The organism is Pseudochrobactrum sp. sp1633 (assembly GCF_030376605.1).
GTDB lineage: Bacteria > Pseudomonadota > Alphaproteobacteria > Rhizobiales > Rhizobiaceae > Pseudochrobactrum.
The window spans coordinates 210,342-234,495 of the sequence record NZ_JARRAE010000005.1 but is presented as its reverse complement, the minus strand read 5'-3'; the positions used below and the strand labels follow the sequence as shown (position 1 = coordinate 234,495).

22 protein-coding genes and 1 tRNA gene are annotated in these 24,154 nt (G+C 52.7%); 19 read left to right on the top strand and 4 right to left on the bottom strand.

Going from position 1 to position 24,154, the window contains the following annotated elements; translation table 11 throughout:
* The first annotated feature begins 180 nt into the window (after nt 1–180).
* From P8H26_RS08060 to P8H26_RS08025, 8 genes are all read left to right on the top strand, one after another.
* Nucleotides 181–254 (top strand) — tRNA-Gln (locus P8H26_RS08060).
* Nucleotides 255–599: 345 nt separating this feature from the next.
* Nucleotides 600–1,898 carry an ROK family protein gene (locus tag P8H26_RS08055; RefSeq protein WP_289632415.1) on the top strand — a complete coding sequence of 433 codons (1,299 nt, stop codon included), beginning with the start codon at nt 600–602 and terminating at the stop codon, nt 1,896–1,898.
* A complete protein-coding gene (xylA, locus tag P8H26_RS08050; RefSeq protein ID WP_289632414.1) occupies nt 1,895–3,205 on the top strand; it encodes a xylose isomerase in 1,311 nt (436 codons plus the stop codon). Before P8H26_RS08055 ends, xylA begins: the two co-directional genes overlap by 4 nt.
* A gap of 88 nt (nt 3,206–3,293) precedes the next feature.
* Entirely contained in the window at nt 3,294–4,349 is a 1,056-nt protein-coding gene (locus P8H26_RS08045; protein ID WP_289632465.1) for a sugar phosphate isomerase/epimerase, read from the top strand.
* A 12-nt stretch (nt 4,350–4,361) separates the two neighbouring features.
* On the top strand, nt 4,362–5,516 hold the full coding sequence (locus tag P8H26_RS08040) for a Gfo/Idh/MocA family protein (protein WP_289632413.1): 1,155 nt from the start codon (nt 4,362–4,364) through the stop codon (nt 5,514–5,516).
* The gene (locus P8H26_RS08035; RefSeq protein WP_289632412.1) at nt 5,513–7,051 is read left to right on the top strand and encodes a sugar ABC transporter ATP-binding protein; all 1,539 of its coding nucleotides are present in this window, start codon (nt 5,513–5,515) and stop codon (nt 7,049–7,051) included. Before P8H26_RS08040 ends, P8H26_RS08035 begins: the two co-directional genes overlap by 4 nt.
* Complete coding sequence (locus tag P8H26_RS08030; RefSeq protein ID WP_374708255.1) at nt 7,048–8,058, top strand: ABC transporter permease; 1,011 nt, start codon at nt 7,048–7,050, stop codon at nt 8,056–8,058. Before P8H26_RS08035 ends, P8H26_RS08030 begins: the two co-directional genes overlap by 4 nt.
* A gap of 100 nt (nt 8,059–8,158) precedes the next feature.
* Entirely contained in the window at nt 8,159–9,103 is a 945-nt protein-coding gene (locus tag P8H26_RS08025) for a substrate-binding domain-containing protein (RefSeq protein ID WP_289632411.1), read from the top strand.
* A 72-nt stretch (nt 9,104–9,175) separates the two neighbouring features.
* Here the strand turns inward: P8H26_RS08025 and P8H26_RS08020 are convergent, their stop codons facing one another.
* Nucleotides 9,176–9,724 (bottom strand): invasion associated locus B family protein, encoded by a 549-nt coding sequence (locus P8H26_RS08020; RefSeq protein ID WP_289632410.1) that lies wholly within the window; start codon nt 9,722–9,724, stop codon nt 9,176–9,178.
* Nucleotides 9,725–10,106: 382 nt separating this feature from the next.
* Here P8H26_RS08020 and P8H26_RS08015 point away from each other — a divergent pair, with 382 nt between their 5' ends.
* The 5 genes from P8H26_RS08015 (at nt 10,107) to P8H26_RS07995 (ending at nt 14,650) form a co-directional block, all read left to right on the top strand.
* Complete coding sequence (locus P8H26_RS08015) at nt 10,107–11,249, top strand: ABC transporter substrate-binding protein (RefSeq protein ID WP_289632409.1); 1,143 nt, start codon at nt 10,107–10,109, stop codon at nt 11,247–11,249.
* A 61-nt stretch (nt 11,250–11,310) separates the two neighbouring features.
* Nucleotides 11,311–12,189, top strand: a complete 879-nt coding sequence (locus P8H26_RS08010; protein ID WP_289632408.1) for a branched-chain amino acid ABC transporter permease — start codon at nt 11,311–11,313, stop codon at nt 12,187–12,189.
* Nucleotides 12,186–13,187: a branched-chain amino acid ABC transporter permease gene (locus P8H26_RS08005; RefSeq protein ID WP_289632407.1), complete on the top strand. Its 1,002-nt coding sequence runs from the start codon at nt 12,186–12,188 to the stop codon at nt 13,185–13,187. Before P8H26_RS08010 ends, P8H26_RS08005 begins: the two co-directional genes overlap by 4 nt.
* Nucleotides 13,184–13,927 (top strand): ABC transporter ATP-binding protein, encoded by a 744-nt coding sequence (locus tag P8H26_RS08000; protein WP_289632406.1) that lies wholly within the window; start codon nt 13,184–13,186, stop codon nt 13,925–13,927. The genes P8H26_RS08005 and P8H26_RS08000 overlap by 4 nt, the downstream gene beginning before the upstream one ends.
* 3 nt (nt 13,928–13,930) lie before the next feature.
* Nucleotides 13,931–14,650: an ABC transporter ATP-binding protein gene (locus tag P8H26_RS07995; protein WP_289632405.1), complete on the top strand. Its 720-nt coding sequence runs from the start codon at nt 13,931–13,933 to the stop codon at nt 14,648–14,650.
* 109 nt (nt 14,651–14,759) lie between these two features.
* Here the strand turns inward: P8H26_RS07995 and fdhA are convergent, their stop codons facing one another.
* Both fdhA and P8H26_RS07985 read right to left on the bottom strand, forming a co-directional pair.
* On the bottom strand, nt 14,760–15,950 hold the full coding sequence (gene fdhA, locus P8H26_RS07990; protein ID WP_289632404.1) for a formaldehyde dehydrogenase, glutathione-independent: 1,191 nt from the start codon (nt 15,948–15,950) through the stop codon (nt 14,760–14,762).
* Between the two features lie 156 nt (nt 15,951–16,106).
* Nucleotides 16,107–16,466, bottom strand: a complete 360-nt coding sequence (locus P8H26_RS07985) for an antibiotic biosynthesis monooxygenase (protein WP_289632463.1) — start codon at nt 16,464–16,466, stop codon at nt 16,107–16,109.
* 75 nt (nt 16,467–16,541) lie between these two features.
* Between P8H26_RS07985 and P8H26_RS07980 the strand changes: the two genes are divergently transcribed.
* Nucleotides 16,542–17,225, top strand: a complete 684-nt coding sequence (locus P8H26_RS07980; RefSeq protein ID WP_289632403.1) for a helix-turn-helix transcriptional regulator — start codon at nt 16,542–16,544, stop codon at nt 17,223–17,225.
* Nucleotides 17,226–17,387: 162 nt separating this feature from the next.
* Entirely contained in the window at nt 17,388–18,881 is a 1,494-nt protein-coding gene (gene guaB / locus P8H26_RS07975; RefSeq protein WP_289632402.1) for an IMP dehydrogenase, read from the top strand.
* A gap of 35 nt (nt 18,882–18,916) precedes the next feature.
* Here guaB and P8H26_RS07970 read toward each other — a convergent pair whose 3' ends face one another.
* On the bottom strand, nt 18,917–19,849 hold the full coding sequence (locus P8H26_RS07970; protein ID WP_289632401.1) for a hydrogen peroxide-inducible genes activator: 933 nt from the start codon (nt 19,847–19,849) through the stop codon (nt 18,917–18,919).
* Nucleotides 19,850–20,109: 260 nt separating this feature from the next.
* Here P8H26_RS07970 and katA point away from each other — a divergent pair, with 260 nt between their 5' ends.
* From katA to P8H26_RS07950, 4 genes are all read left to right on the top strand, one after another.
* On the top strand, nt 20,110–21,609 hold the full coding sequence (katA, locus tag P8H26_RS07965; RefSeq protein ID WP_289632400.1) for a catalase KatA: 1,500 nt from the start codon (nt 20,110–20,112) through the stop codon (nt 21,607–21,609).
* Between the two features lie 87 nt (nt 21,610–21,696).
* On the top strand, nt 21,697–21,960 hold the full coding sequence (locus tag P8H26_RS07960) for a hypothetical protein (protein WP_289632473.1): 264 nt from the start codon (nt 21,697–21,699) through the stop codon (nt 21,958–21,960).
* Between the two features lie 47 nt (nt 21,961–22,007).
* Nucleotides 22,008–22,613 carry a disulfide bond formation protein B gene (locus P8H26_RS07955; RefSeq protein ID WP_289632399.1) on the top strand — a complete coding sequence of 202 codons (606 nt, stop codon included), beginning with the start codon at nt 22,008–22,010 and terminating at the stop codon, nt 22,611–22,613.
* A 92-nt stretch (nt 22,614–22,705) separates the two neighbouring features.
* Nucleotides 22,706–23,998 (top strand): RsmB/NOP family class I SAM-dependent RNA methyltransferase, encoded by a 1,293-nt coding sequence (locus P8H26_RS07950; protein WP_289632398.1) that lies wholly within the window; start codon nt 22,706–22,708, stop codon nt 23,996–23,998.
* The last annotated feature ends 156 nt before the right edge of the window (nt 23,999–24,154 follow it).

Below are 24,154 nucleotides of genomic sequence, written 5' to 3'. Positions count from 1 at the left end.
AACAGTCCTTTGCCGATTTACCAAGGGGCACAAATTGCGAAGGGAAAGGAGTTTTTTGTGTTCTGTGGAAAAATATATTGAAATCAGTGCAAAGAGGGTTTGCATTTGTGAAAATATCAATTATATGACCACCCACGGCGCCGCGAGCGTCACCGCTTCGCTCTCACAGAGCAGCGTTGCTGGGGAATAGTTTAATGGTAGAACGACGGACTCTGACTCCGTTAGTCTTGGTTCGAATCCAGGTTCCCCAGCCAATCTTCTTCTCACATTGCATTCTATTGAAATCTGAATCTGTTTCAGGTCATTTTACACTTATGCAATAAGAGACTTCTCCCCGAATAAAGAACTTTCCAAAAAAGAATCACATTGCAGCCCCTGAGCAAATCTCAAATTTGCGTAGTGAACATTGGCTGTGTGTTTGCGATTCTGTTCGATTCTCTGCATTTCGCTTTGTTTTGTCTCCTTGAGTCAAAAATAATCATTTATTTCGACGCTCGAAAAATAGATGACAAATAAAAAAATCCGTGCCAGTCTTATTGCCAGAGGAGAATTACGGAAACAGGTCGCTAAGAACCGTTCCGTTATAAGGGAGGTGTCGTGTGACGGGAGGCGTTTCACGATCAGAAGAGTTGCGCTGGCAAAACCGCCGCCGGATTCTGCGATTGCTGCGGCAATCGGGAAGCCTTTCGCGCACGGATATTGCCGGTATGACCGGCATGAGCCACTCTACCATTTCCGCTATCAGTGCAATGTTGCTGGCAGAGCAGGTGCTGATTGAAGTGCCTGAAACTGAGGCCGCGAATAATGTTGAGGGCAGGCGTGGCCGTCCGCAAGTCCTGCTCGGGCTTAATCCCGATTGCGCTTCAGTGATTGCGGTCAATATTGCACTTAATATGATTGACGTAGACCTGTTCGATTATGCGGGGCAGAGAATTGCCTTTGAGCAATTGCAGCTTGATACGCTGATTATAGCGCCGGATGCACTTCTTGCAGCCTTGGAGCGGCAGATCAGCGAATTACTCAGCCGCTATCCTGATCAGGCGAAAAATCTGCGCCATATCTCTGTGAGCGTGCAGGGAATGACCGATGCTGCCCATCAGATGCTGGTCTGGTCACCGACAATCGGTGCGGAAAATGTAACTATCGCAGATTTTCTGAAACAGGTTTTTAATGTTCCGGTGATGGTTTTCAACGACTGTCTGATGATCGCCGAAGCCTTGCGCTGGTCGCAGCCGGATATCTTCCACGGTGATTTCGCGGCGATCTTGTTTTCGTCCGGTATCGGCATGGGGCTGTATCTGAAAGGCGAACCGTTTTCCGGTGCGCGCTCGTCAGCCGCAGAGTTTGGCCATGTGGTTTATATGCCGGATGGCGCTTTGTGTCGCTGTGGCCGTCATGGCTGTCTTGAGGCCTATGCCAGTGATTATGGCATCTGGCGCAAGGCGCATGGGGTTGATGAAAACAGTGCGCCCGTGGCGATGATTCCCGAGAGTGATTTTTATGCGCTGGCGCATGAGGCCAGAACGGCAGACGGCGTTGCGCGGCAGGCTTTCCAGCAGGCAGGCAAGGCGCTTGGTTTTGCCTTGCGCAGCATTTTCTCGCTGATTGATCCGGTGCCGCTGGCTTTTGTCGGCCCCGGTGTGCACGCTTTTGATCTGATCGAGGATGAATTGCGCCAGACGATCAGTGGCGACCTTGCCGATGGACGGCAGGTCGGGCCGCGTAATGGTCTGCAATCGCCCAAAGATCTGACCATTCGTTGCTATCCGTCGGAACAGCCGCTGATCCTGCAAGGCTGTGCAATCACATCTTTGCTCCGCGTTGATGCGGAACCGGAAGTTCAGAAATCAAAATTGCTGGTGACAAATAATAATAACGCACAGAGGGTAACGGCATGAGCACAGGTTTCTTCGGATTGGACAACCCCATCCGCTATGAGGGTGAGAAAAGCACCAATCCGCTTGCCTATCGTTTCTACAATCCGGACGAGATTGTGCTGGGCAAAAGGCTGGAAGATCACCTGCGCTTTGCCATTGCCTATTGGCACAGTTTTGCATGGGTTGGCGGCGATCCGTTCGGCGGACAGACATTTGAACGCCCGTGGTTCGGCAATACGCTTGATCATGCGAAACACAAGGCTGATGTGGCTTTTGAATTGTTTACGCTGCTTGGCACGCCTTATTATTGTTTCCATGATGCGGATATGCGCCCAGAGGGCAAAAATTTTGCGGAAACATCGGCCAATCTCGACCACATGGCTGATTATCTTCAGGAGAAGATGAACCAGACGGGCATCAAACTGCTCTGGGGAACAGCCAATCTTTTCTCACATCGCCGCTATATGGCTGGTGCTGCCACCAATCCTGATCCTGAAATTTTTGCCTATGCTGCCGCCACGGTTAAGCATTGCATGGATGTGACGCACCGCCTGAATGGTGAGAATTATGTGCTCTGGGGCGGGCGTGAAGGCTATGAAACCCTGCTGAATACCGATGCAGGGCGTGAGCTTGACCAGATGGGACGCTTTCTCTCGCTGGTGGTCGATTACAAGCATAAAATCGGTTTCAAAGGCACAATCCTTGTCGAGCCTAAGCCGCAGGAGCCGACCAAACACCAATATGATTTTGATGTTGCTACTGTTTACGGCTTTCTCAAACGCTATGGTCTGGAAGGTGAAGTGAAGGTCAATATCGAGCAGGGGCATGCCATTCTTGCCGGTCATTCATTTGAGCATGAACTGGCAATGGCCAATGCGCTGGGCATTTTCGGCTCCATCGATATGAACCGCAATGATTACCAGTCCGGCTGGGATACAGATCAGTTTCCGAACAATGTGCCGGAAATGGCGCTGGCTTATTATCAGGTTCTGCAAGGCGGCGGGTTTACCACCGGCGGCACAAATTTTGATGCCAAGCTGCGGCGTCAGTCGCTCGACCCGCAGGATCTGCTGATTGCGCATATCGGCGCGATGGATTGTTGCGCACGCGGGCTTAAAGCCGCAGCGAAAATGATTGAGGATAAAGCTTTGTCCGCTCCGCTTGATGCGCGTTATGCCGGATGGCAGCAGCCGCAGGCGCAGACCATGTTGCAGGGCAATCAATCACTGGAAGACATTGCTGCCTATGTGCGTGACAGCGGGATTGAACCGCAGCCGGTTTCCGGTCGTCAGGAATATCTGGAGAATATCGTCAATCGATACGTTTAGTTGCACTTCGTGCAACGGCGTTACGTTTAGTTGCACTTCTGGCAACGGTGAACATCAGAAACGATACAGAAAATTCGGGAGTGGGATGATGAAAACGATTAAAGGACCGGCGATATTTCTGGCGCAGTTTGCGGGGGATGCGGCACCGTTTAACTCCTTTGAGAATATCTGCAAATGGGCGGCCTCGCTGGGCTATAAGGGCGTGCAAATTCCGACATGGGATAAGCGCCTGTTTGATCTTAAAAAGGCATCGGACTCGCAAACCTATTGCGATGAAATCAAAGGCATCGCCGCTGATAATGGCTTGGAAATTACCGAGCTTTCAACGCATTTGCAGGGGCAGCTTGTTGCGGTACATCCGGCCTATGATGCTGCCTTTGACGGCTTTGCCGATGAGGAAGTGCGCGGCAATCCGCAGGCACGTCGGGCATGGGCGGAAGATCAGGTGCGCCGCGCGCTACGGGCTTCCAAACATCTTGGTCTGACTGCGATGGCATCCTTCTCCGGTGCGCTGGCATGGCCATATGTTTATCCGTGGCCGCAGCGGCCTGCCGGTCTTGTTGAAACAGCTTTTGACGAACTGGCGCAACGCTGGACACCGCTGCTCAATTATGCCGACGAAAACGGTGTGGATGTTTGCTACGAATTACATCCGGGGGAAGACCTGCATGACGGTATTTCCTATGAGATGTTTCTGGATCGGGTGAAAAATCATGCCCGCGCCAACATCCTGTATGATCCGTCGCATTTCGTGCTGCAGCAACTCGATTACCTTGATTTCATTGATATTTATCACGAACGCATCAAGGCGTTTCACGTCAAGGATGCGGAATTTAATCCGACCGGACGGCAGGGCGTTTATGGCGGTTTCCAGAGTTGGGTGAACCGCGCAGGCCGTTTCCGCTCATTGGGTGACGGGCAGGTTGATTTCGGCGGTATTTTCTCGAAACTGACAACGCATGACTTCGACAGCTGGGCAGTGCTTGAATGGGAATGCGCATTGAAGCATCCTGAAGACGGTGCACGCGAAGGTGCGGAATTTATCCGCCATCACATCATTCGCGTTACAGAGCGTGCTTTTGATGATTTTGCCGATGCGGGCACTGATGATGCGGCAAACCGCAAAATGCTTGGTCTGGGTTAAGAGGAGGTGGCTATGGGAAACGCAGCACATCGTATCAGACTCGGCATGGTCGGCGGCGGGCAGGGCGCTTTTATCGGCGCGGTGCATCGCATTGCAGCGCGGATTGACGATCAGTATGAACTGGTCGCGGGAGCACTCTCGTCTGATCCGGCACGCGCCGGTGCTTCTGCGCAGGAACTGGGCATTGCACCTGAGCGCTCCTATGCGTCTTTTGAAGAAATGGCACTGGCTGAAAGCAAAAGGCCGGATGGGATTGAGGCTGTGGCTATAGTCACGCCGAACCACCTGCATGGTGCTGCTGCCCGTGCTTTTCTGGCCGCAGGCATTCACGTGATTTGCGACAAGCCGCTGACTACAACAGTTGCTGAAGCCGAGCAACTGGTTGAAACAGTGCAGCAGTCCGGCAAAATCTTTGTGCTGACCCATAATTACAGTGGCTATCCGATGATCCGGCAGGCGCGGGAAATGGTCGCCAAGGGTGATCTGGGCGATATCCGTGTTGTGCAGGCCGAATATGCGCAGGACTGGCTGACAGAGCGCAGTGAGCTGAGCGGTAATAAACAGGCTGAATGGCGCACTGATCCGAAACGCTCCGGCGCTGGTGGTGCAATCGGTGATATCGGCACCCATGCCTATCATCTGGCCGGATTCGTCAGCGGTCTTGAAGCTGAGGCTGTGCTGGCGCAGCTGACCAGTTTTGTCGAAGGACGGGCACTGGACGATGATGTGCAGATTATGCTGCGCTACAAAGGCGGAGCTCGTGGCATGTTATGGGCAAGTCAGGTTGCGGTCGGCAATGAAAACGGTCTGAAACTGCGGGTCTATGGCAGCAAAGGCGGGCTGGAATGGTCGCAGTCTGATCCGAATTATCTGTGGTTCACGCGTTTTGGCGAGCCGAAGCAACTGATCACCCGTGGCGGTGCCGGAGCCGGTGCCTCAGCGGCACGAGTTACCCGTATTCCGGGCGGGCATCCGGAAGGTTATCTCGAAGGTTTTGCCACGATTTACACGGAAGCAGCACACGCTATCCGCGCAGCGCGCAACGATGAAAAACCGGATGCGGCGGTGTTGTATCCGACTGTTGAAGACGGGCTTGAAGGAATGCGCTTTATTGAAGCTTCTGTGGCTTCATCCAAAGCGGGCAATGTCTGGACAAATTTGCGATGACAGAAACTGACACGAGCAGCAGACCACCTTTTATGCGTGTTGAGGGACTGGCCAAAAGTTTTGGTCCGGTGGAAGTGCTGCGCGATATTACGCTGGATATCCGTGAAGGTGAAATTCACACGGTTATCGGCGAAAACGGTGCCGGTAAATCAACACTGATGAAACTTCTGGCCGGACATCTAAGCCCAAGCAAAGGCACAATCTTTATTGATGGTCAGCCGGTTGTGCTGTCAGGGCCGGTTGATGCAGAGCATCGCGGTATTGTGCTGGTGCATCAGGAGATTTTGCTGGCACCGGATATGACTGTTGCACAGAATATTTTCCTCGGTCGCGAGCAGCGCAAGGGTCTGATGCTCAATGACCGCGCGATGAACGCGCAGGCCAGAGCGGCCGTTGCTGATCTCGGTGCTGATATAGATCCGACGACCCGTGTCGAGCAATTGTCGATTGCGCAACGTCAGCTGGTGCAGATTGCCCGTGCTTTGCTGGTGCCGCATCGTTTGGTGATTTTTGATGAGCCAACCGCTTCGCTGACGCCGGTTGAAACTGAAGCTTTGCTCAAAGTCATCATGGCTATCCGTAATCGCGGTGCTGCGATTTTGTATATTTCGCATCGCCTGCCGGAGGTGAAAGCCATTGCCGATCGCGTGACAGTGCTGCGCGACGGGCAGATGATTACAACGCGTGAGGCGGAAGGGCTGGAGCCGCTGGATATGGCACAGCTGATGGTCGGGCGGGATATGTCCCAGCTTTATCCTGAACGGGTCATCCCGCAGGTCAAAACGCCTGTGCTTGAAGTCTCGGACTTTACGGTGCCTGGCTATGCGAGCAATTGCGGCTTCACATTGCATAAAGGCGAGATACTCGGTTTTGCAGGGCTGATTGGTGCAGGACGTACCGAGCTTTGCGAGGGTGTGGTGGGCTTGCGTCATGCTCATGGTACTGTGCGTGTCAACGGAACTTCGCAGCGTTTTCACAATGCCCGTGAGAGTATGGATGCCGGACTTGTTTACCTGAGTGAAGACCGCAAAGGCAAAGGGCTGTTACTGGCACAAAATCTGCGCACTAATCTGACATTGGCTGCTTTAAGCCAGTTTTCAGGCTTGCAGATCAACCGCGCTGCCGAGGCCGCAGCATTGGAAAAGGCAATCGGGGATTTTGATATCCGTACCCGTAATCCTGACCTTCTCGCCGGACAGCTTTCAGGCGGTAATCAGCAGAAATTGCTGCTGGCAAAGATGATGCTGCTCGAGCCGGATATTGTGATCATTGATGAACCGACACGTGGTATCGACATTGGCACCAAAGAGCAGATTTACCGTTTTATTGCCGAGCTGGCCGCACAGGGCAAAGCCGTTATCGTGATTTCTTCGGAAATGCCGGAGCTGATCGGCCTGTGTCACCGTGCTTTAGTGATGCGCAATGGCCGTATCGTTGCGGAAATCAGCGGAGACAAAATGACAGAGAATGAAATTGTTGTGCACGCTACCGGTGTCACATCTTCAGAGGCTGCAATTTTTGCAGAGGCGCTATGACAGAACAGGCTAAAACCACTCCGCAAAATACAACAGAACGCCGCTTCTGGCAGGATATGGATTTGCGTGCTGTTGCCCCTTTCGTGGCGCTGGCTGCTCTGCTGGTTTTCGGAACGCTGGTGAACTCCAATTTCATTGGCGTGGACAATCTGCTGAATATTGCAACCCGCAGCGCTTTCATCGCGATTATCGCTATTGGCGCGACCTTTGTGATTTCATCCGGCGGTCTTGATCTGTCGGTCGGCTCTATGTCTGCCTTTGTTGCTGCTGTCACGATCATGTTCATGAATTCCGGCATCATCACCGGCATTCTGCCGATGTTACTGGTGGCTGCCTGTATCGCCATTGTTGTCGGCGCGCTTTGCGGGCTGGCCAATGGTGTCACCACCACACTCGGACGCATCGAGCCGTTTATCGTGACGCTTGGTACAATGGGGATTTTCCGCGCACTCACCATTTATCTGGCTGAGGGCGGTTCTATCGCCATGAAATCGCAGGAACTGCGGGCGGCTTATCGTCCGGTTTACTTCGGCAATATTCTGGGCGTTCCGGTGCCGATCGTTGCAATCATTGTCGTGGCGCTGATTGCATCTTTCATTCTCTATCGCACGGCTTTTGGCCGCCATATCATCGCGGTTGGTTCCAATCAGGATGTGGCGCGTTATTCCGGCATTCCGGTTAACCGTGTGCGCACGATGGCTTTTGTCATTCAGGGTATCTGTGTTGCTATCGCTATTCTGATTTACATTCCGCGTCTGGGTGCGGCCACGCCGACCACAGGTCTGATGTGGGAGTTGCAGGCAATTACCGCGGTAGTGATCGGCGGTACAGCCTTGCGCGGCGGTGTCGGGCGCATTTGGGGTACTGTTTGCGGTGCGCTCATTCTGGAAGTTGTCGGCAATATTATGGTTCTGTCTGATCTGGTCAGTGAATATCTGATCGGAGCGGTGCAGGGTGCAATCATCATTATTGCGATGCTGGTGCAGCGGTCATTGTCGCGGCGCTAACATGGTTTTAGCAGCGGGGTCTGTGATCCCGCTGTTGTTAAAGCGGCGGAGGGGAGGCCGGACCGCCGTATCGTCAGGCCAACTATCAGGGAGTGAGATCATGAAAAAAATATTGCTAGGTGCTGTTTGTGCTGCTGCCCTGTTCGGGGCGGCGGCTCAGGCACAGGAAGAAAAGAAAGTCACGATTGCCGTGTCGATACCGGCGGCTGATCACGGCTGGACAGGCGGCGTTGTCTATCACGCAGAACGGGCAAAAGCTGTTCTGGAAAAGAACCATCCGGGTCTGAAAATTGTCATCAAGACCTCGCCGGACGGTGCTTCGCAGGCCAATGCTCTGGAAGATCTGACCACGCAGGGCATGGATGCGCTGGTAACGCTGCCGCACAATTCTGATGAGCTGACCGATCCGATCCGTCAGGTGAAGGATAAGGGCATTTTCGTTACCGTTGTTGACCGTGCATTGTCCGACCAGTCCATTCAGGATCTTTATGTCGCCGGTAATAATGAAGAACTCGGCCGCGTTGCCGGTCAGTATCTGAAAGACACGCTCGGCAAAGGTGAAGTTGTGGTTATCCGCGGTCTGCCGATCGTGATTGATGAAGAGCGCCAGAAGGGCTTTGACAGTGCTGTTGCCGGTAGTGACATCAAGGTGCTGGATAAGCAGTTCGGCAACTGGTCACGCGACGATGCCTTTAAAGTGATGCAGGATTATCTGGTTAAATATCCGAAAATTGATGCGGTCTGGACGCAGGATGACGATATGAGCGTTGGTGCTCTTGAAGCCATTCAGCAGGCTAAACGCACCGATATTAAAATGGTTGTCGGCGGTGCCGGTATGAAAGAAATGATCAAAAAGGTTGCCGACGGTGATGCGCTGGTGCCTGTTGATGTGCTCTATCCGCCTGCAATGATCGCAACTGCAATGGAACTGACCGTTGCCAATTTCTACGATCAGGTGCCGGTGCGTGGACGTTATATTCTGGATGCAACCCTTGTTACCAAGGACAATGCACAGGAATTCTACTTCCCTGATTCACCATATTGATCGGGCTTGTACCTGAAAAAGAAAAGCTCCGGTTTACCGGAGCTTTTTTTGTTTCGGGCTGTCAGCGAGTGTTTATTTCAGCAACTCTCTGGTGCGTTTCAACGCGGCAGCAAAGCCTTCCAGCGGCACTGTAAGCTTGATGTTATTGCCGTCCATAGCTTGTGCCAGCACGGAGAGATTTTTACCTTTTCCGAGAGCCTCAGCCTTGGCGGCATCAAAACTGACCGGCACAATGCAGCCTGCCGGAAGACAGGTTGTGAAGCTTGCCGGTTTATCGGCTGGTGTTTCGTCAATCTGTAAGATTGTGCCTGCACCGAGATTGAGGCCGAATGGCAGCACAAAGGCACCGTTAGCACCGCTTTTGTCAGGGCTGAGTTCAACCGCAAGCGCACGCTGACCTTTGTCGTCAACCTGCTGCTGGGACATGGAGCATAGAACTTTCTGCGCTTCTGCCTGCTTTTGCACAAGGCAGGAGACTGTCCAGTTGCCATAAGTCTCTGTGAGGGATGAAGCGCCCCCTGGCAGGCCGGTTGCTGCTGCAGCAACAGACGCACTCCCTGCTGTGAGTGCGATGCTGATAAGTGTGATAGTGGCAAGTACAGGCTGTGTTATTTTGTTCATCGGAATACGCTCCCCGCTATGATATTTCTGTACTATACGAATGTTTGAACCGAGGTGACAAAATAGTCTGTTTTTATTGATAAAACACTGACAATTATGTCGTGATCCGCAATACGGAATACAGATCATTTTGGCGGTATTGCACCATATGGCATGTATTGCTGGAATATATTGCAGCAGATAGCATGGATGGTGAACCCCGTGCTTGCAACTCGTCAGACAAGCCGTTAAATCAGATTCTGATGGGCTGAAACTCCAGTCATTCAATATACATTTCATCAGCGCGTGGAACATTTGTCATTTCTGCGCTTGGTGGAATGCGATGAATGAACGGGGAAATAAGATGAAATCCCATCCGGTTGGGGAGCCTTGGGAGGGGTTTATGAACAGAAGACATTTACTGGCTTTAACTGCAGCAGCTGCTTTGTCAGTTGCATTGCCGCAAGTGAGTTTTGCGGCTGAAACCATTAAAATTGCAGACGTGATTGAGCTGTCGGGTGCAGGGGCAACTGTTGGCACCAATTGGCGCGATGGTCTGAAACTGGCTGTTGAAGAGATCAACGCTGCAGGTGGTGTTCTTGGCCAGCAGATCGAAGTGACTGATTACGACACGCAGACCGATGCAACGACGTCGCGCGCTATGGTGCAGAAGGCGATTGATGACGGCGCCTATGTGATCATGGGGCCGATTTACTCCGGTTCGGTCAAAGTCAATATGATGGTTGCCATGCAGAATGGCGTGCCGCAGCTGACCGGTGCAGAAGCGCCATTCATTACCGGTCTCGGTAATCCTTATATTTTCCGCACATCTTTTGGCGCGCAGCAGTCGATGCCGAAACTGGTGAAATATCTCACTGATGAGCTGAGCGCCAAAACCGTTGCCGTTGCATGGGTTAATAATGATTTCGGCAAAGGCGGACGCGATGCGTTTGTTGCGGAGCTCGATAAGCGTGGTATCAAGCTTGTCGGCGATGTTTCCAGTGAAGTCGGTCAGGCGGACTTTGCCGCTGACGTGGTGAAGCTTAAAGACAGCAATGCTGATGTGATTTTCGCCTATTTGCATGAAGAAGAAAGCGCACGTCTGCTGAAAGAAATGCAGAAGCAGGGCGTGAAGCAGCCGATCTTTGGCGAAACCACACTGATGAACCAGAAGGTGATTGATCTGGCTGGCACAGCGGTTAACGGCGTGCGCGGCCATGTCGGCCTGACAGCCGATGCACCGGTGCAGGGCGTGCAGGATTTTGCCAAGAAGTTTGAAGCTAAATATGGCTACAAGCCGGATCACAATGCGATCAAAGCCTATATGGGCGCTTATGTCGTGAAATATGTGACCACGAAAAATGGCAAAGTTGACCGTCAGGCTTTTGCTGATGCGCTTCACGGGCTGACCATCACACCGGCCGATGAGCCGGGCATTCTGATGGAAACCACATGGGACGACAAAGGCGAAGTGAACCGTGAGAGCTTCCTTGTGGAAGTGAAAGACGGCAAGCAGTCTGTCGTCACTACGCTGCCTAAGCTTTAAGCTGATAGCGTATTCCGGCGGGGTGCCCGCCGGAATACGCCCGCAAAACGGACTTTTCCTGATGGCTACTTTCTTTCAGTTGCTGGTGTCGGGTCTGGCAACAGGCTCGATCTATGCCCTTGTGGCGATCGGCTTTACTTTGCTCTGGCAGGCTTCGCAGACGATCAATTTCGCGCAGGGCGAATTTGTCATGCTGCCTGCATTTTTTGTGCTGGCAGGCACGCAGTTTTTAGGCCTCAGTTTTCCAGTCGCCATTTTGCTGGCACTGGTGCTGACATTGCTGTTTCTGGGCTATGGCTTCAAGCGCATTATCATTGATCCGCTGCTGCCGCATGGCGTGCTGCCGATTGTTATTGCGACAATTGCACTGGGCATTCTGCTGAAAGAGGGCGTCAAACAATTCTATACGGCGGAAGCCATGCCGTTTCCGGCGCTGTTTACCGACCGCATATTGAATATTTTCGGTGCGGCAATCTCGGTGCAGGATATTGCGGTTCTGGTGATTTCGCTCGGCACGGTGGCACTGTTACAGTTCTTCCTCAATGGCACCAAGACGGGGCGCTGTATGCAGGCAACGGCGCAAAATCCGCAAGTGGCGGAAATTCTCGGCGTGCCGGTTAAACGCATGATCCTCTATACATTTTTGATCAATGGCGCGCTGGCTTTGCTGGCATCTATTCTGATTTCGCCGGTCTATCTCGCTAAATTCTCCAATGGTGAAACGCTGGGTCTGATTGCCTTTATCGCGGCGATTGTCGGCGGCTTCAACCAGATCCGCGGGGCGCTTGCCGGTGGCTTGCTGATCGGCGTGATTGATAATCTCTCAGCTGCTTATATTTCCGCATCTTATCGCTCAGCTGTGCCGTTGATCCTGCTGATTGTGATTATTCTCGTGCGCCCTCAGGGGCTGCTCGGCAAGGCGGAAGGACGCACAATATGAGCCTTCGCAAAATACTCCTTCTGCTGGCCGGTCTGGCTATTCTGATCGCTCTGCCGTTCTCGCAGAGCAATTATGGCCTGCTGGTACTTTCGTCGTGGCTGATTTATTCTATTGCTGCTATGGGGCTTAATCTGACGCTCGGTTATGCGGGGCAGATTTCTCTGGCGCAGGCCGGTTTTATGGCGCTGGGTGCCTATACTGTGGCACTGATGACGATGGCTGGCATCGCATGGCCATTCGCACTGATTGCGGCAATGCTGCTGTGCTTTGTGCTGGGACTGCTGCTTGGTTATCCGGCTTTGCGGGTGCAGCATCATTTTCTGGCTTTTGTGACGCTGGCTTTCAATGCGCTGGTTATCCTCGTGCTGCGTAATGAGGAATGGCTGACAGGCGGGACATACGGCCTGACGGGTATTCCGCGTCCGGAAATTTTCGGCATGAAAACCATGATGGCCACGCCGTTTTATTATTTCGTGCTTGGCTTATTTGTGGTGATGGCGCTGGCGCTTTACGGTATTATCCGCTCACCTTGGGGGCGAGCATTTAAAGGTCTGCGTGAGAACCCGATCCGCGCCAATAGTCTTGGCGTTGATGTTCGTAAAATGACCTTGCTGGCCTTTGCGATTGGTGCTGCCTATGGCGGTCTGGCCGGCGGCTTGATTGCTCAGCTCACCCAATATATCGAGCCGCATTCTTTCGGTCTGCCGATCTCGCTTAAAATCCTGCTGATGGTGATTGTCGGCGGTGCTGGCTTCTTCTTCGGGCCGGTACTGGGCGCTTTCCTCATCGTGCTGGCACCGGAATTCCTGCGCTTTACCGAGGGCTATTATCTGATGCTCTATGCGGTACTGGTGATTGTGCTGATGGTGTTCTGCCCGACAGGACTTTTGGGGCTAGCGGAGCGCGCCAAAAACGCGCTGAAACAGCGGCGTAATCCGCAGGCAACCGCATGGACGACAAAAGTTACGCTCGACAGTAACGGGGAGAAGAGCCAATGAATCCCGTTCTTTCCGTGCGCAATTTGAGCAAGAATTTCGGCGGTGTAACCGCTGTGGATGATGTATCCTTTGAGGTGCATGAAGGAGAAATTCTCGGCCTTATCGGGCCGAACGGCAGCGGCAAATCCACTCTGTTCAACTGCATTCTCGGGCAATTGCCTGCCACAAATGGCACGGTGCTGGTGGACGGGCAGAATGTTGCGGGCAAACGCCCAAGCGATCTCAATAAGCTTGGCGTCGGACGTACTTTCCAGATGTTGCAGGTATTCCCGGATATGAGTGTGCTGGATAATATTATTCTGGCCGGACAGGAACACAAGGGCACAATGCTGTCGCGTTTGTTCGGTCGACCGGATGCCGGTTTGACTGAAGAAGCGAAGACAATGATCGAGTTCTTCCGTCTCACGCATCAGACCCATGAAAAAGCTGGTTCGCTGTCTTACGGGCAGCAGAAACTACTTGATGCGGCTATGGCCTTTATGGCAGGGCCAAAACTGGTGATGCTGGATGAACCGGCAGGCGGGGTCAATCTGACCATGCTGGCCGACCTCAAAGAGCGCCTCAAGGCGTTCAACCGTGAGCGCGGCGCGACCTTTGTGGTGATCGAGCATAATATGGAATTTGTCATGTCGCTCTGCACGCGCATTATTGTGCTGGCAAACGGGCGTATCATTGCCGAAGGCGATCCGGAAACTGTGCGTAACAATCCGGACGTCATTGAAGCCTATCTGGGAGGCTGAGCCATGCTGGAACTGAAAGAGGTCTTTGGCGGTTACGGCAAAATGACCATTCTCAACGGTACGTCTTTCCGCATTGATAAAGGCACGATCACCACTGTGATCGGCCCTAACGGGGCGGGTAAGTCTACTGTATTCAAAGCGATTTTCGGCCTTCTGAATATCCGCTCAGGGCAGGTTCTGCTCAACGGCAAGGATGTGACAGGGCAGGCGCCTGCAAAAATGCTGGCTCATGGTGTGAGCTATGTCCCGCAGGGGCGCAATCTGTTTCCGATGCTGTCGGTGGAGCATAATCTGGAGATCGGCGGTATTTCCGCACCGGATCAGAGCAAGGTTGCACGCCGCATTGATGAGGTGATGGAGCAATTCCCGATCCTCAAAGAGAAAGCCAATCAGCAGGCGATTACACTCTCCGGTGGTCAGCAGAAGCAGCTGGAAATTGCCCGTGCGCTGTTGCTTGATCCGAAACTGATCCTGATCGATGAGCCGTCGATTGGCTTGTCACCGCAAATGGTGAGCGAGACATTCCGCACGCTTATCCGCCTGCGCGATGAAGGTGTGACTATTCTGATGATCGAGCAGAATGCCAAGGCGGCACTGGCTATGTCTGATTATGGTCTGGTGCTGGAGCAGGGGCAGACGCGGATGCATGATAAGGCAGATGCGCTGCTGGCTGATCCGCGTGTCGGGCAGTTGTTTCTTGGTGCCAGCCTCGAAGAGGCATAGGGAGAAAGAGCCTCGAAGAGGCGTAAATTCAACAATGCCTCGAAGAGGCGTGAGTAAAAAACACCCCCGCATGAATGTTCATGCGGGGGTGTTTCATTTCAGATCATTATCAGGCCGATTTCAGCAGATCGCCATGCGGGTCGATGACGAATTTCTTCGCTGCGCCCTGATCGAAGCTTTCATAGCCTTTTGGCGCATCATCCAGCGAGATCAGCTGTGCATTGACGATTTCCGCAATGTTCAGCCGGTCGTAGAGAATGGCCTGCATCAGCTGGCGGTTATATTTCAGCACTGGTGTCTGACCAGTGTGGAAACTTTGTGCTTTTGCCCAGCCAAGACCAAAGCGTAGAGACAGGCTGCCGACTTTAGCGGCTTTGTCCACAGCGCCCGGATCTTCGGTCACATAAAGCCCTGGAATGCCGATATTACCAGCGGCGCGGGTGATCTCCATCATCTGATTGAGGACGATTGCCGGTTGTTCGCCGCCTGCATGGCCACGTGCTTCAAAGCCCACAGCATCAATGGCACTGTCCACTTCATTGCTGCCGGTAATATCCGCAATCAGATCACCGAGACGGTCAGAAGCTGAGAGATCAACCGGCTCAAAGCCGACTTTCTTGGCATGGGCAAGGCGTTCTTTGTTGAAGTCACCGATCATCACCACAGCCGCACCGAGAATACGGGCAGAGGCCGCAGCCGCCAGACCGACAGGGCCAGCACCGGCCACATAAACGATGGAGCCAACGCCGACACCGGCTTTAACCGCACCGTGGAAGCCGGTTGGCAGAATATCGGACAGCATGGTCAGATCGCGGATTTTGGCGAGCGCACGGTCGCGATCCGGAATTTTCAGCAGATTGAAATCGGCATAAGGAATGGTGACATATTTGGCCTGACCGCCGATCCAGCCTCCCATATCCACATAGCCATAAGCACCACCGGCGCGTGACGGATTAACGGTGAGGCACACGCCGGTATCCTGAGAACGGCAGGTGCGGCAGCGGCCGCAGGCGACGTTGAACGGCACGGAGACGATATCGCCGATCTCCAGCATTTCAACATCCGCGCCTTTTTCAATCACTTCACCGGTGATTTCATGGCCGAGCACAAGACCAGCTTCTGCGGTGGTGCGACCACGCACCATGTGCTGATCGGAGCCGCAAATATTGGTGGTAATGACTTTGAGGATAACTGCATGTTCGATCTTGCGCCCCGTAGGATCGGCAAAAACCGGATCTGCGATATTCTGCACTTCAACCTGCCCCGGACCCGTATAAACGACACCACGGTTACTGCTCATGGATTTTCCTCCCAGATAAATCACCAGATGAATAAAATGCGCGAATGCTGTGCTGAAAATAAAGGCAATGCTGCGCAGAGCATATTCCAAGTTTGGTGAGATATCGTTCTGGACGCGACATCTGGTGTAGTGAATGGGCAGGCTGATATTTTGGGTTCAGGCAAGCTCCCGCTCATGATGAAAGCTGCGGCTGTCTTGCGGTGCCTGTTCGCGGCTGTTCAATCCGTAATCGCGTATGACGCTCGCCACCCGCAGCCGGTAATCGGCAAAAACACCGTTGCGCCCTGCAGCTTGAGCTGAACGATGCATAAAAAGGGTGCGCCAGCTCTTCACTGCCTCTTCATCACGAAAGAAGGAGAGCGACAGAATTTTCTCCGGCTCGCTCAGGCTTTGAAAGCGCTCAACGGAGATAAAGCCGTCAATCTTTAGCAGTTCTTCTTTCAGGCTGGCAGCAATATCCAGATAAATGTTTTTCTGCCTTTTTGCAGGGAGGACTTCAAAAATAACGGCGATCATGGGAGACTCCTTGTTCGTTTCTGAACAGGCTAATACCCCATTGAGTTGCATTAATGCTTCGGCTACCATCGAACTATGAAAGATGGTCCCGTCATAGCTTCTGTTGCCGCATTGATCGGCGACCCCGCCCGCGCAAACATCCTCACGGCGCTGATGGATGGTCGTGCTTTGACAGTCAGTGAGCTGGCAGGCGTGGCCGGTGTCACCGTGCAGACGGCCAGCGGACATCTCACTAAATTAAGCGATGCCGGTTTACTCACCGCAGAAAAACAAGGGCGGCATCGCTATTTTCGCCTGTCGGGTGCAGATGTGGCGCAGGTGCTTGAAGCCCTGATGGGACTGGCGCAGCGCACTGGTGCCGTGCGGGTGCGCACGGGGCCGAAAGATGCAGCCTTGCGGGAAGCACGGATTTGCTACGATCATCTGGCAGGCGAAGCCGGTGTCACACTGTTCAACGGGCTGACTACGCGCAATTATCTGCAAGCGACAGAGCAGGACGATTTGCAATTGACAGATCTGGGGCGTGAATTTTTCCACGCACTCGGCCTTGAATTGAAGCCGTTGGAAGGCAAACGCCGACCGCTTTGTCTGCATTGTCTGGATTGGAGTGAGCGCCGTCATCATCTCGGCGGTGCGCTAGGCGCGGCAGTGCTGGACATGATGTTGGAGCAGCAATGGTTGCGTCGCGAGCAGGGGCGTGCACTCTATTTTACGGCGCAAGGGCGGCAGGAATTTGATCGCCGCTTTAGCTGTCAGTAGTTGTTACCACGCTATATCTGGTAAAATTTACGCGATTTTTACGAATAGTCTTTTCAAAAAGTCATATCCGTGTTACCAGCCGCTGCCAATTCAATTGAAACGATAAGAGTCGTTGCACCCTCTGCTCCCACAGGGTGTTTTACCTGTTTAAAGGAATTGGCCATGGCGAAAATTGTTGAATCATCCACCGGCGCCTACGCGCTGACTTTTGATGATGTCCTGCTGCAACCCGGTCATTCCGAGGTTATGCCTGGTCAGGTCGATCTGCGCACCACCATTGCTGAAGGTATTGAACTGAACTTGCCGCTGCTCTCCGCAGCGATGGATACAGTGACTGAGTCCCGTTTGGCGATTGCTATGGCGCAGGCTGGCGGTATCGGCGTTATTCACCGCAACCTGACACCGGAATTGCAGGCAGAAGCTGTTCTGCGCGTTAAGAAATTCGAATCCGGCATGGTTGTAAACCCTGTCACTATCGGCCCTGACGCAACATTGGCCGATGCGCAGGCACTGATGCGCATGCATGGTATTTCTGGTATTCCTGTTGTTGAAAACGCAGTGAAAGGTCCAGGTCGTCTGGTCGGTATTCTGACCAACCGCGATGTGCGTTTTGCTTCTGACCCTGCACAAAAAATCTATGAGCTGATGACCCGTGAAAATCTGGTCACAGTACGTGAAAGTGTTAATCAGGAAGAAGCCAAGCGTCTTCTGCACCAGCACCGCATTGAAAAACTGCTGGTTGTTGATGCGCAGGGGCGTTGCACCGGTCTGATCACTGTCAAGGATATGGAAAAGTCGCAGCTCAACCCGAATGCTGCTAAAGATGCGCAGGGTCGTCTGCGTGCCGCTGCTGCGACTTCCGTTGGCGATGATGGTTTTGAACGTGCAGAACGCCTGATCGAAGCCGGTGTTGATCTGCTGGTTGTTGATACGGCGCATGGTCATTCGCAGCGTGTGCTGGATGCGGTTACCCGCATGAAGAAGCTTTCCTCAGGCGTTCGTATTCTTGCCGGTAACGTGGCGACAGGTAGCGCAACGCAGGCTCTGATTGATGCCGGTGCCGATGCGGTTAAAGTCGGTATCGGACCTGGTTCGATCTGCACCACCCGTATTGTTGCCGGTGTGGGCGTTCCGCAGCTTTCCGCTATTATGGGCGCTGTTGAAGTGGCTCAGAAAGCCGGTATTCCGGTTATCGCTGACGGCGGTATCAAATTCTCCGGCGACTTCGCCAAGGCACTGGCTGCCGGTGCATCGGCTGCTATGGCCGGTTCGCTGCTGGCTGGTACGGAAGAAAGCCCGGGCGAAGTTTATCTGCATCAGGGTCGTTCTTATAAATCTTATCGTGGTATGGGTTCCGTTGGTGCGATGGCACGCGGTTCTGCTGACCGTTACTTCCAGGCGGAAGTACGCGATGAGCTGAAACTGGTGCCGGAAGGTATTGAAGGTCAGGTTGCTTATAAGGGCCCTGTTGCCAATATCCTGCATCAGCTGGCCGGTGGTCTGCGTGCTTCGATGGGCTATGTCGGTGCAAAAACACTGCCGGAATTCCGCGAAAAGGCAACATTTGTACGCATCACCAATGCGGGTCTGCGTGAAAGCCATTCGCATGGCGTGACCATCACCCGTGAAAGCCCGAACTATCCGGGCAGTGTATAAGACGAATACAAAAAGGCCGGTTTAACCGGCCTTTTTTATTGCCTTTGCAAGGCAGAGATTTCGCTGTCTGACACCAGTAAAGGTTGAGCTGCTTTTTTGGTTAGCTCTGCCAAAGCCGTGAAATCCTCAAGACGCAGGCTTTGTTTGCGCCAGAACAGGCCGATCTGGCGTTTTGGCGAGCTGTCAGAGAATGGTACAATACGAATGCGCTTATGCGGCACCTCTGAACGGATGGCGATTTCCGGTATCAGCGTCAGTCCCATATCATTGCTGACCATTTGCAGCAGCGTTGCCATGCTGGTCGCACCGAAATTCACTAAGGTGCGCTCGCGCGGCAGAGCGCAGACCTCAAGTGCCTGATCGCGCAGACAATGCCCTTCCTCAAGCAGCAAGAGTTTTTCCAGTGCCGTATTGCCTTGGGTAAGCGGTGAGGGCAGCACATCATTATTATTGCTGGAAGTGGCAATCAGAAACCGATCATCAAACAAGTGTTGCCCCGTCAGATAGGGATCATGAACCGGCATAGCCGCAATCACCGCATCCAACTCACCATTGCGTAATTCTTCCAGCAGCTTGTCGGTCAATGCCTCGCGCAGTTCCAGCGTCAGGGCGGGATATTGCTGTTTCAACGCCTGAATGAGATCGGGCAGCAAATAGGGGGCAATGGTTGGGATGATGCCAAGCCGCAGGCGTGATTGTAGGATACCGCTTTTCTGCTCGGTCAGTTCTTCCAGTGCACGGATTTCCTGCAAGACGACCTTGATGCGCGGCCAGAGCGTGTGGCCGAGTTCTGTGAGCAGAACCGTTTTATTAGCGCGCTCAAAGAGCGGGCTACCGGCGAGATTTTCCATTTCTGCAATCTGTGCGGATAAAGCGGGTTGCGAAACAAAGACTGTTTCTGCGGCTTTGCGAAAATGCAGATGGGTGGCGAGCGCATCGAAATAGCGCATTTGCTTGACTGTAAACATGATAAGAAAATCCTATCAATAACTATAGGAAATTCAATTGGAAATTATGGTTAGAATAGTTCTATTCTGTAGAAAGAGCATGAGAATGCAATTTCAATCCTGATCGGTATACATCGTTAAGCGATTGAAATTGAATATTTAATACATGTTTTGACTGGTGCGGAATGCCTGAGGGTGGTTCTGTGCCCGTCATAATCTTGTCATGCAGATTTTTTTATAATGGTTCAAAACAGAGCCAATCATACAAGGGAGAGCTAAAAATGGCCGATCGTCCGATTATGACCACAAGTGCCGGTTCACCGATTCCGGATAACCAGAATTCCCTGACTGCAGGCGAGCGCGGTCCTGTCCTGATGACCGATTACCAGCTCATTGAAAAGCTGGCACACCAGAATCGTGAGCGTATTCCGGAGCGTGCCGTTCATGCCAAGGGCTGGGGTGCGCATGGTACGCTGACCATTACCGGTGATATTTCCAAATACACCAAGGCCAAAGCCTTGCAGCCGGGTGCAAAGACCCCGATGATTGCGCGCTTCTCCACAGTTGCCGGTGAAGCCGGTGCAGCAGATGCCGAGCGCGATGTGCGCGGTTTTGCGTTGAAATTCTACACTGAAGAAGGCAACTGGGATCTGGTTGGCAATAATACGCCGGTCTTCTTCGTGCGTGACCCGGTGAAATTCCCAGATTTCATCCACACCCAGAAGCGTCATCCGAAAACCAATATGCGCTCCGCCACAGCGATGTGGGATTTCTGGTCATTGTCGCCGGAAAGTCTGCATCAGGTAACAATCCTGATGTCTGACCGTGGTCTGCCGACAGATGTACGCCACATCAATGGTTATGGCTCACATACTTATTCCTTCTGGAATGATGCCGGTGAGCGTTATTGGGTGAAATTCCACTTCAAGACCATGCAGGGGCACCAGCACTGGACGAATGCGGAAGCCGAAAAAGTTGTCGGCCAGACCCGTGAATCCACGCAGGCCGACCTGTTTGGCGCTATCGACAAGGGTGAATTCCCGCGCTGGAAGGTGCAGGTTCAGATCATGCCTGAATTGGATGCGGATAAAACACCTTATAACCCGTTTGATCTGACCAAAGTCTGGCCGCATGCGGATTATCCGGTGATGGATATCGGTATTATGGAGCTGAACCGTAACGCTGATAATTATTTTGCGGAAATCGAACAGGCTGCCTTCTCGCCGTCGAATATTGTGCCGGGTATCGGCTATTCACCGGACAAGATGTTGCAGGCACGCGTGTTCTCCTATGCGGATGCGCATCGCCATCGTCTTGGCACGCATTATGAGCAAATTCCGGTGAACAAGCCTGCATGTCCTGTGCATCACTACCATCGCGATGGTCAGATGAACACATTCGGCGGTATCGCAACCGGTAATTCCGATGCTTATTACGAGCCGAACTCTTTCAACGGTCCGGTTGAACAGCCATCGGCAAAAGAGCCACCGATGAAAATTTCCGGCGCTGCTGACCGTTACAATCACCGTATCGGCAATGATGATTATTCGCAGCCGCGTGCGCTGTTCAACCTGTTTGATGCAGGCCAGAAAAGCCGTCTGTTCTCGAATATTGCTGCGGCGATGGGCGGTGTGCCGGGCTTTATCATTGAGCGTCAGCTTGGCCACTTCAAGCTGATCCATCCGGATTATGAAGCTGGTGTCCGTGCCGCGCTGAAAGCGGCTCATGGTTATGAAGCGAATACAATTTCCAATGAGGAAAAGCAGACTGCAGCAGAGTAAGGGGCCGCGTATTTTAGAGAAGCCATTTCTGTTTTTGATAAAATTACGTTCCAACTTAAGTAAAACAATAAATGCCGTCGGACTTAAGTGTCCGGCGGCATTTCTTTTACCTTGATGTGGATTGACCTTTTAGATGAAAGTGCAGACAATACTTTCATTCATCAGGGGGTATGCAAGATGATGCTGCTCATATTTGTTTTTATGACACTTGCGCTCAGCTTCGGCTGGTTTGGGTATCGTGCACTGAGTATAGGCTTTGTTTTTCTATGTCTGGTCCTGGTGGCTAAAGAGTTTTTATGGGAAATCCATAGTGCTGAATATGGCTACAGCATGCCTTGGCTGCAATTTTAGATAATCAACCATCATGCCCGTTTCAGATGCCATGCCGGAGATCAGATATGAGTGCAAGCAATATGCATAATGATGAGCAGGCTTATATTCAGCAAAAATGGACACGACTTCATTTTCTATATCTGCTTGGAATGATGCTGGTCGTTGCCGTTATTCTGACCGCGGCGATGGTGTTTCAATATGCTTATGGTGAGTTACCTTGTCCGCTATGCCTGTTGCAGCGCGTAGCAATGCTTGGTGTATGTTTTGGTATTATGCTGCAATTTCGTACGGGGCTTACATTCCGGAATTCCGGCATTTCATTGTTGTTTGCCATCGTTCTGTTGATCGTTTCTGTGCGTCAGACATTGCTCGATATCTATGCCCGTCCGGGGCATGAATATATAGGTAGCGCAGTTTTTGGGTTGCATATGCCCGTCTGGTCGGTGTTGATTGCACTGGCATTGATTACTGCAACAGCAGTGCAGATGATGGTCTGGGGCGGGAGCAGATACCGCGAAGGCGCGCGGGTTAAACCCTTTCCGTTGATCCGCATCGGTGCCATCATTCTTAGTCTTTATGTTGTTGCTATCGGAGCAATAAATATGGCTTCCGTGTATGTGCAATGCGGTATTGATCAGTGTCACACAACTGGCTATGCCTTGCTTAAATAACTCTCCAGCTTTTGTGTCGCGTGCGTTTTGGGTTGCCATTTGCTGTCGGGCATGGTTATGCGGGGTAGTTAAAGTATGGCAAAGGAATGAGAATGCGGGTTGGCGGACGGTTGCAGGCAGTGATAGAAGTGCTGGAAGATATTGAACGCCAGAGCCGCGCCGCTTCTGATGCGCTGAAAGACTGGGGCTCTGCACACCGCTTTGCGGGGGCAGGCGACCGTGCTGTGATCGGCAATATTGTCTATGATGTTCTGCGCCGCAAGCTTTCACTGGGCTGGCGTATGAATGCAGATGACGCGCATTCACTGGTTTATGCGTCTGTTTTGAGTGAACCCGATATGGGCGCAGAATGGCTGGAAGCTAATCTCACCGGCGATAAGTTCGCACCGGCGCCGCTTGAAGCAGAGCGCTTGCAAACATGGGAAAGCCGTGATCTGGCCGATGCGCCGGATTATATCCGCGCCGATATTGCCGAGAGCTGGGTGCCGGAATTCTCCGCCTTGTTTGGTGATGATTGGGTTGCACAGGCTGCTGAACTTGCAACCCGCCCGCCGGTTGATCTGCGGGTCAATACGCTGAAAACCAATCGCGACAAGGTGTTGGCGGCGCTGGAAGGTCTGAAAAATGCCGGAGCCGAGGCTGCGCCTTATCTGCCGGAAGCCGTGCGCATCCCGCCTTTGAAGGCGCTGGGGCGTCATCCGAATGTACAGACCGAGCAGGCCTTTCTTGATGGCTGGTATGAGGTGCAGGATTTAGGTTCGCAGCTTGCCGCCAAGCTGGTTGGCGCACAACCTGGCCAGCAGGTTATGGATTATTGCGCCGGTGCCGGTGGCAAAACGCTGGCTCTGGCCGCTGCTATGCAGAATAAAGGGCAGATCCATGCCTATGATGCCGAGCGCTCCCGTCTCAATCCGATCCATGATCGCCTGAGCCGCGCTGGTGTGCGTAATACGCAAGTGCATAATAAGCCGGAAAATCTGGAGCCTTATAAAGGCTTGATGGATATTGTGCTGACCGATGCGCCTTGCACCGGCTCCGGCACATGGCGCCGCCGCCCAGATGCCAAATGGCGTTTGACCGATGTGCAGTTGGAGCGCCGCGTTGCCGATCAGCAAGAGGTGCTGGAGGCAGCTAAACATTATGTGAAGCCGGGCGGTCGTCTGGTTTATGTAACCTGTTCGCTGTTCGCCTCGGAAAATAACCGGCAAGTTTCCCGTTTCTTAAGCGAAAATCCTGATTACGCCGCATTGCCGATGGCCGATCTCTGGAGCGGAATTACAGATCAGGCACAGCCTTATTACCCTGATTTCGGCGCTGTTTTCTCGCCGTTGTCCACGGATACGGATGGGTTTTATATTGCTGTATTGCAGCATAAATCCCTCTGAGAGCGGTGATTTTGGCGCTGGAAGGCCATATGAAGGCTATATATTGAAAAATTTTAGTCTTCTCGGCCTTTAAAGCTGGCATTTTTTTCTGTTTGCGCTATTTAAATATTCTGGTGTCCTGTTTCTGACATAAACATATGTCTATAAGGACATGCC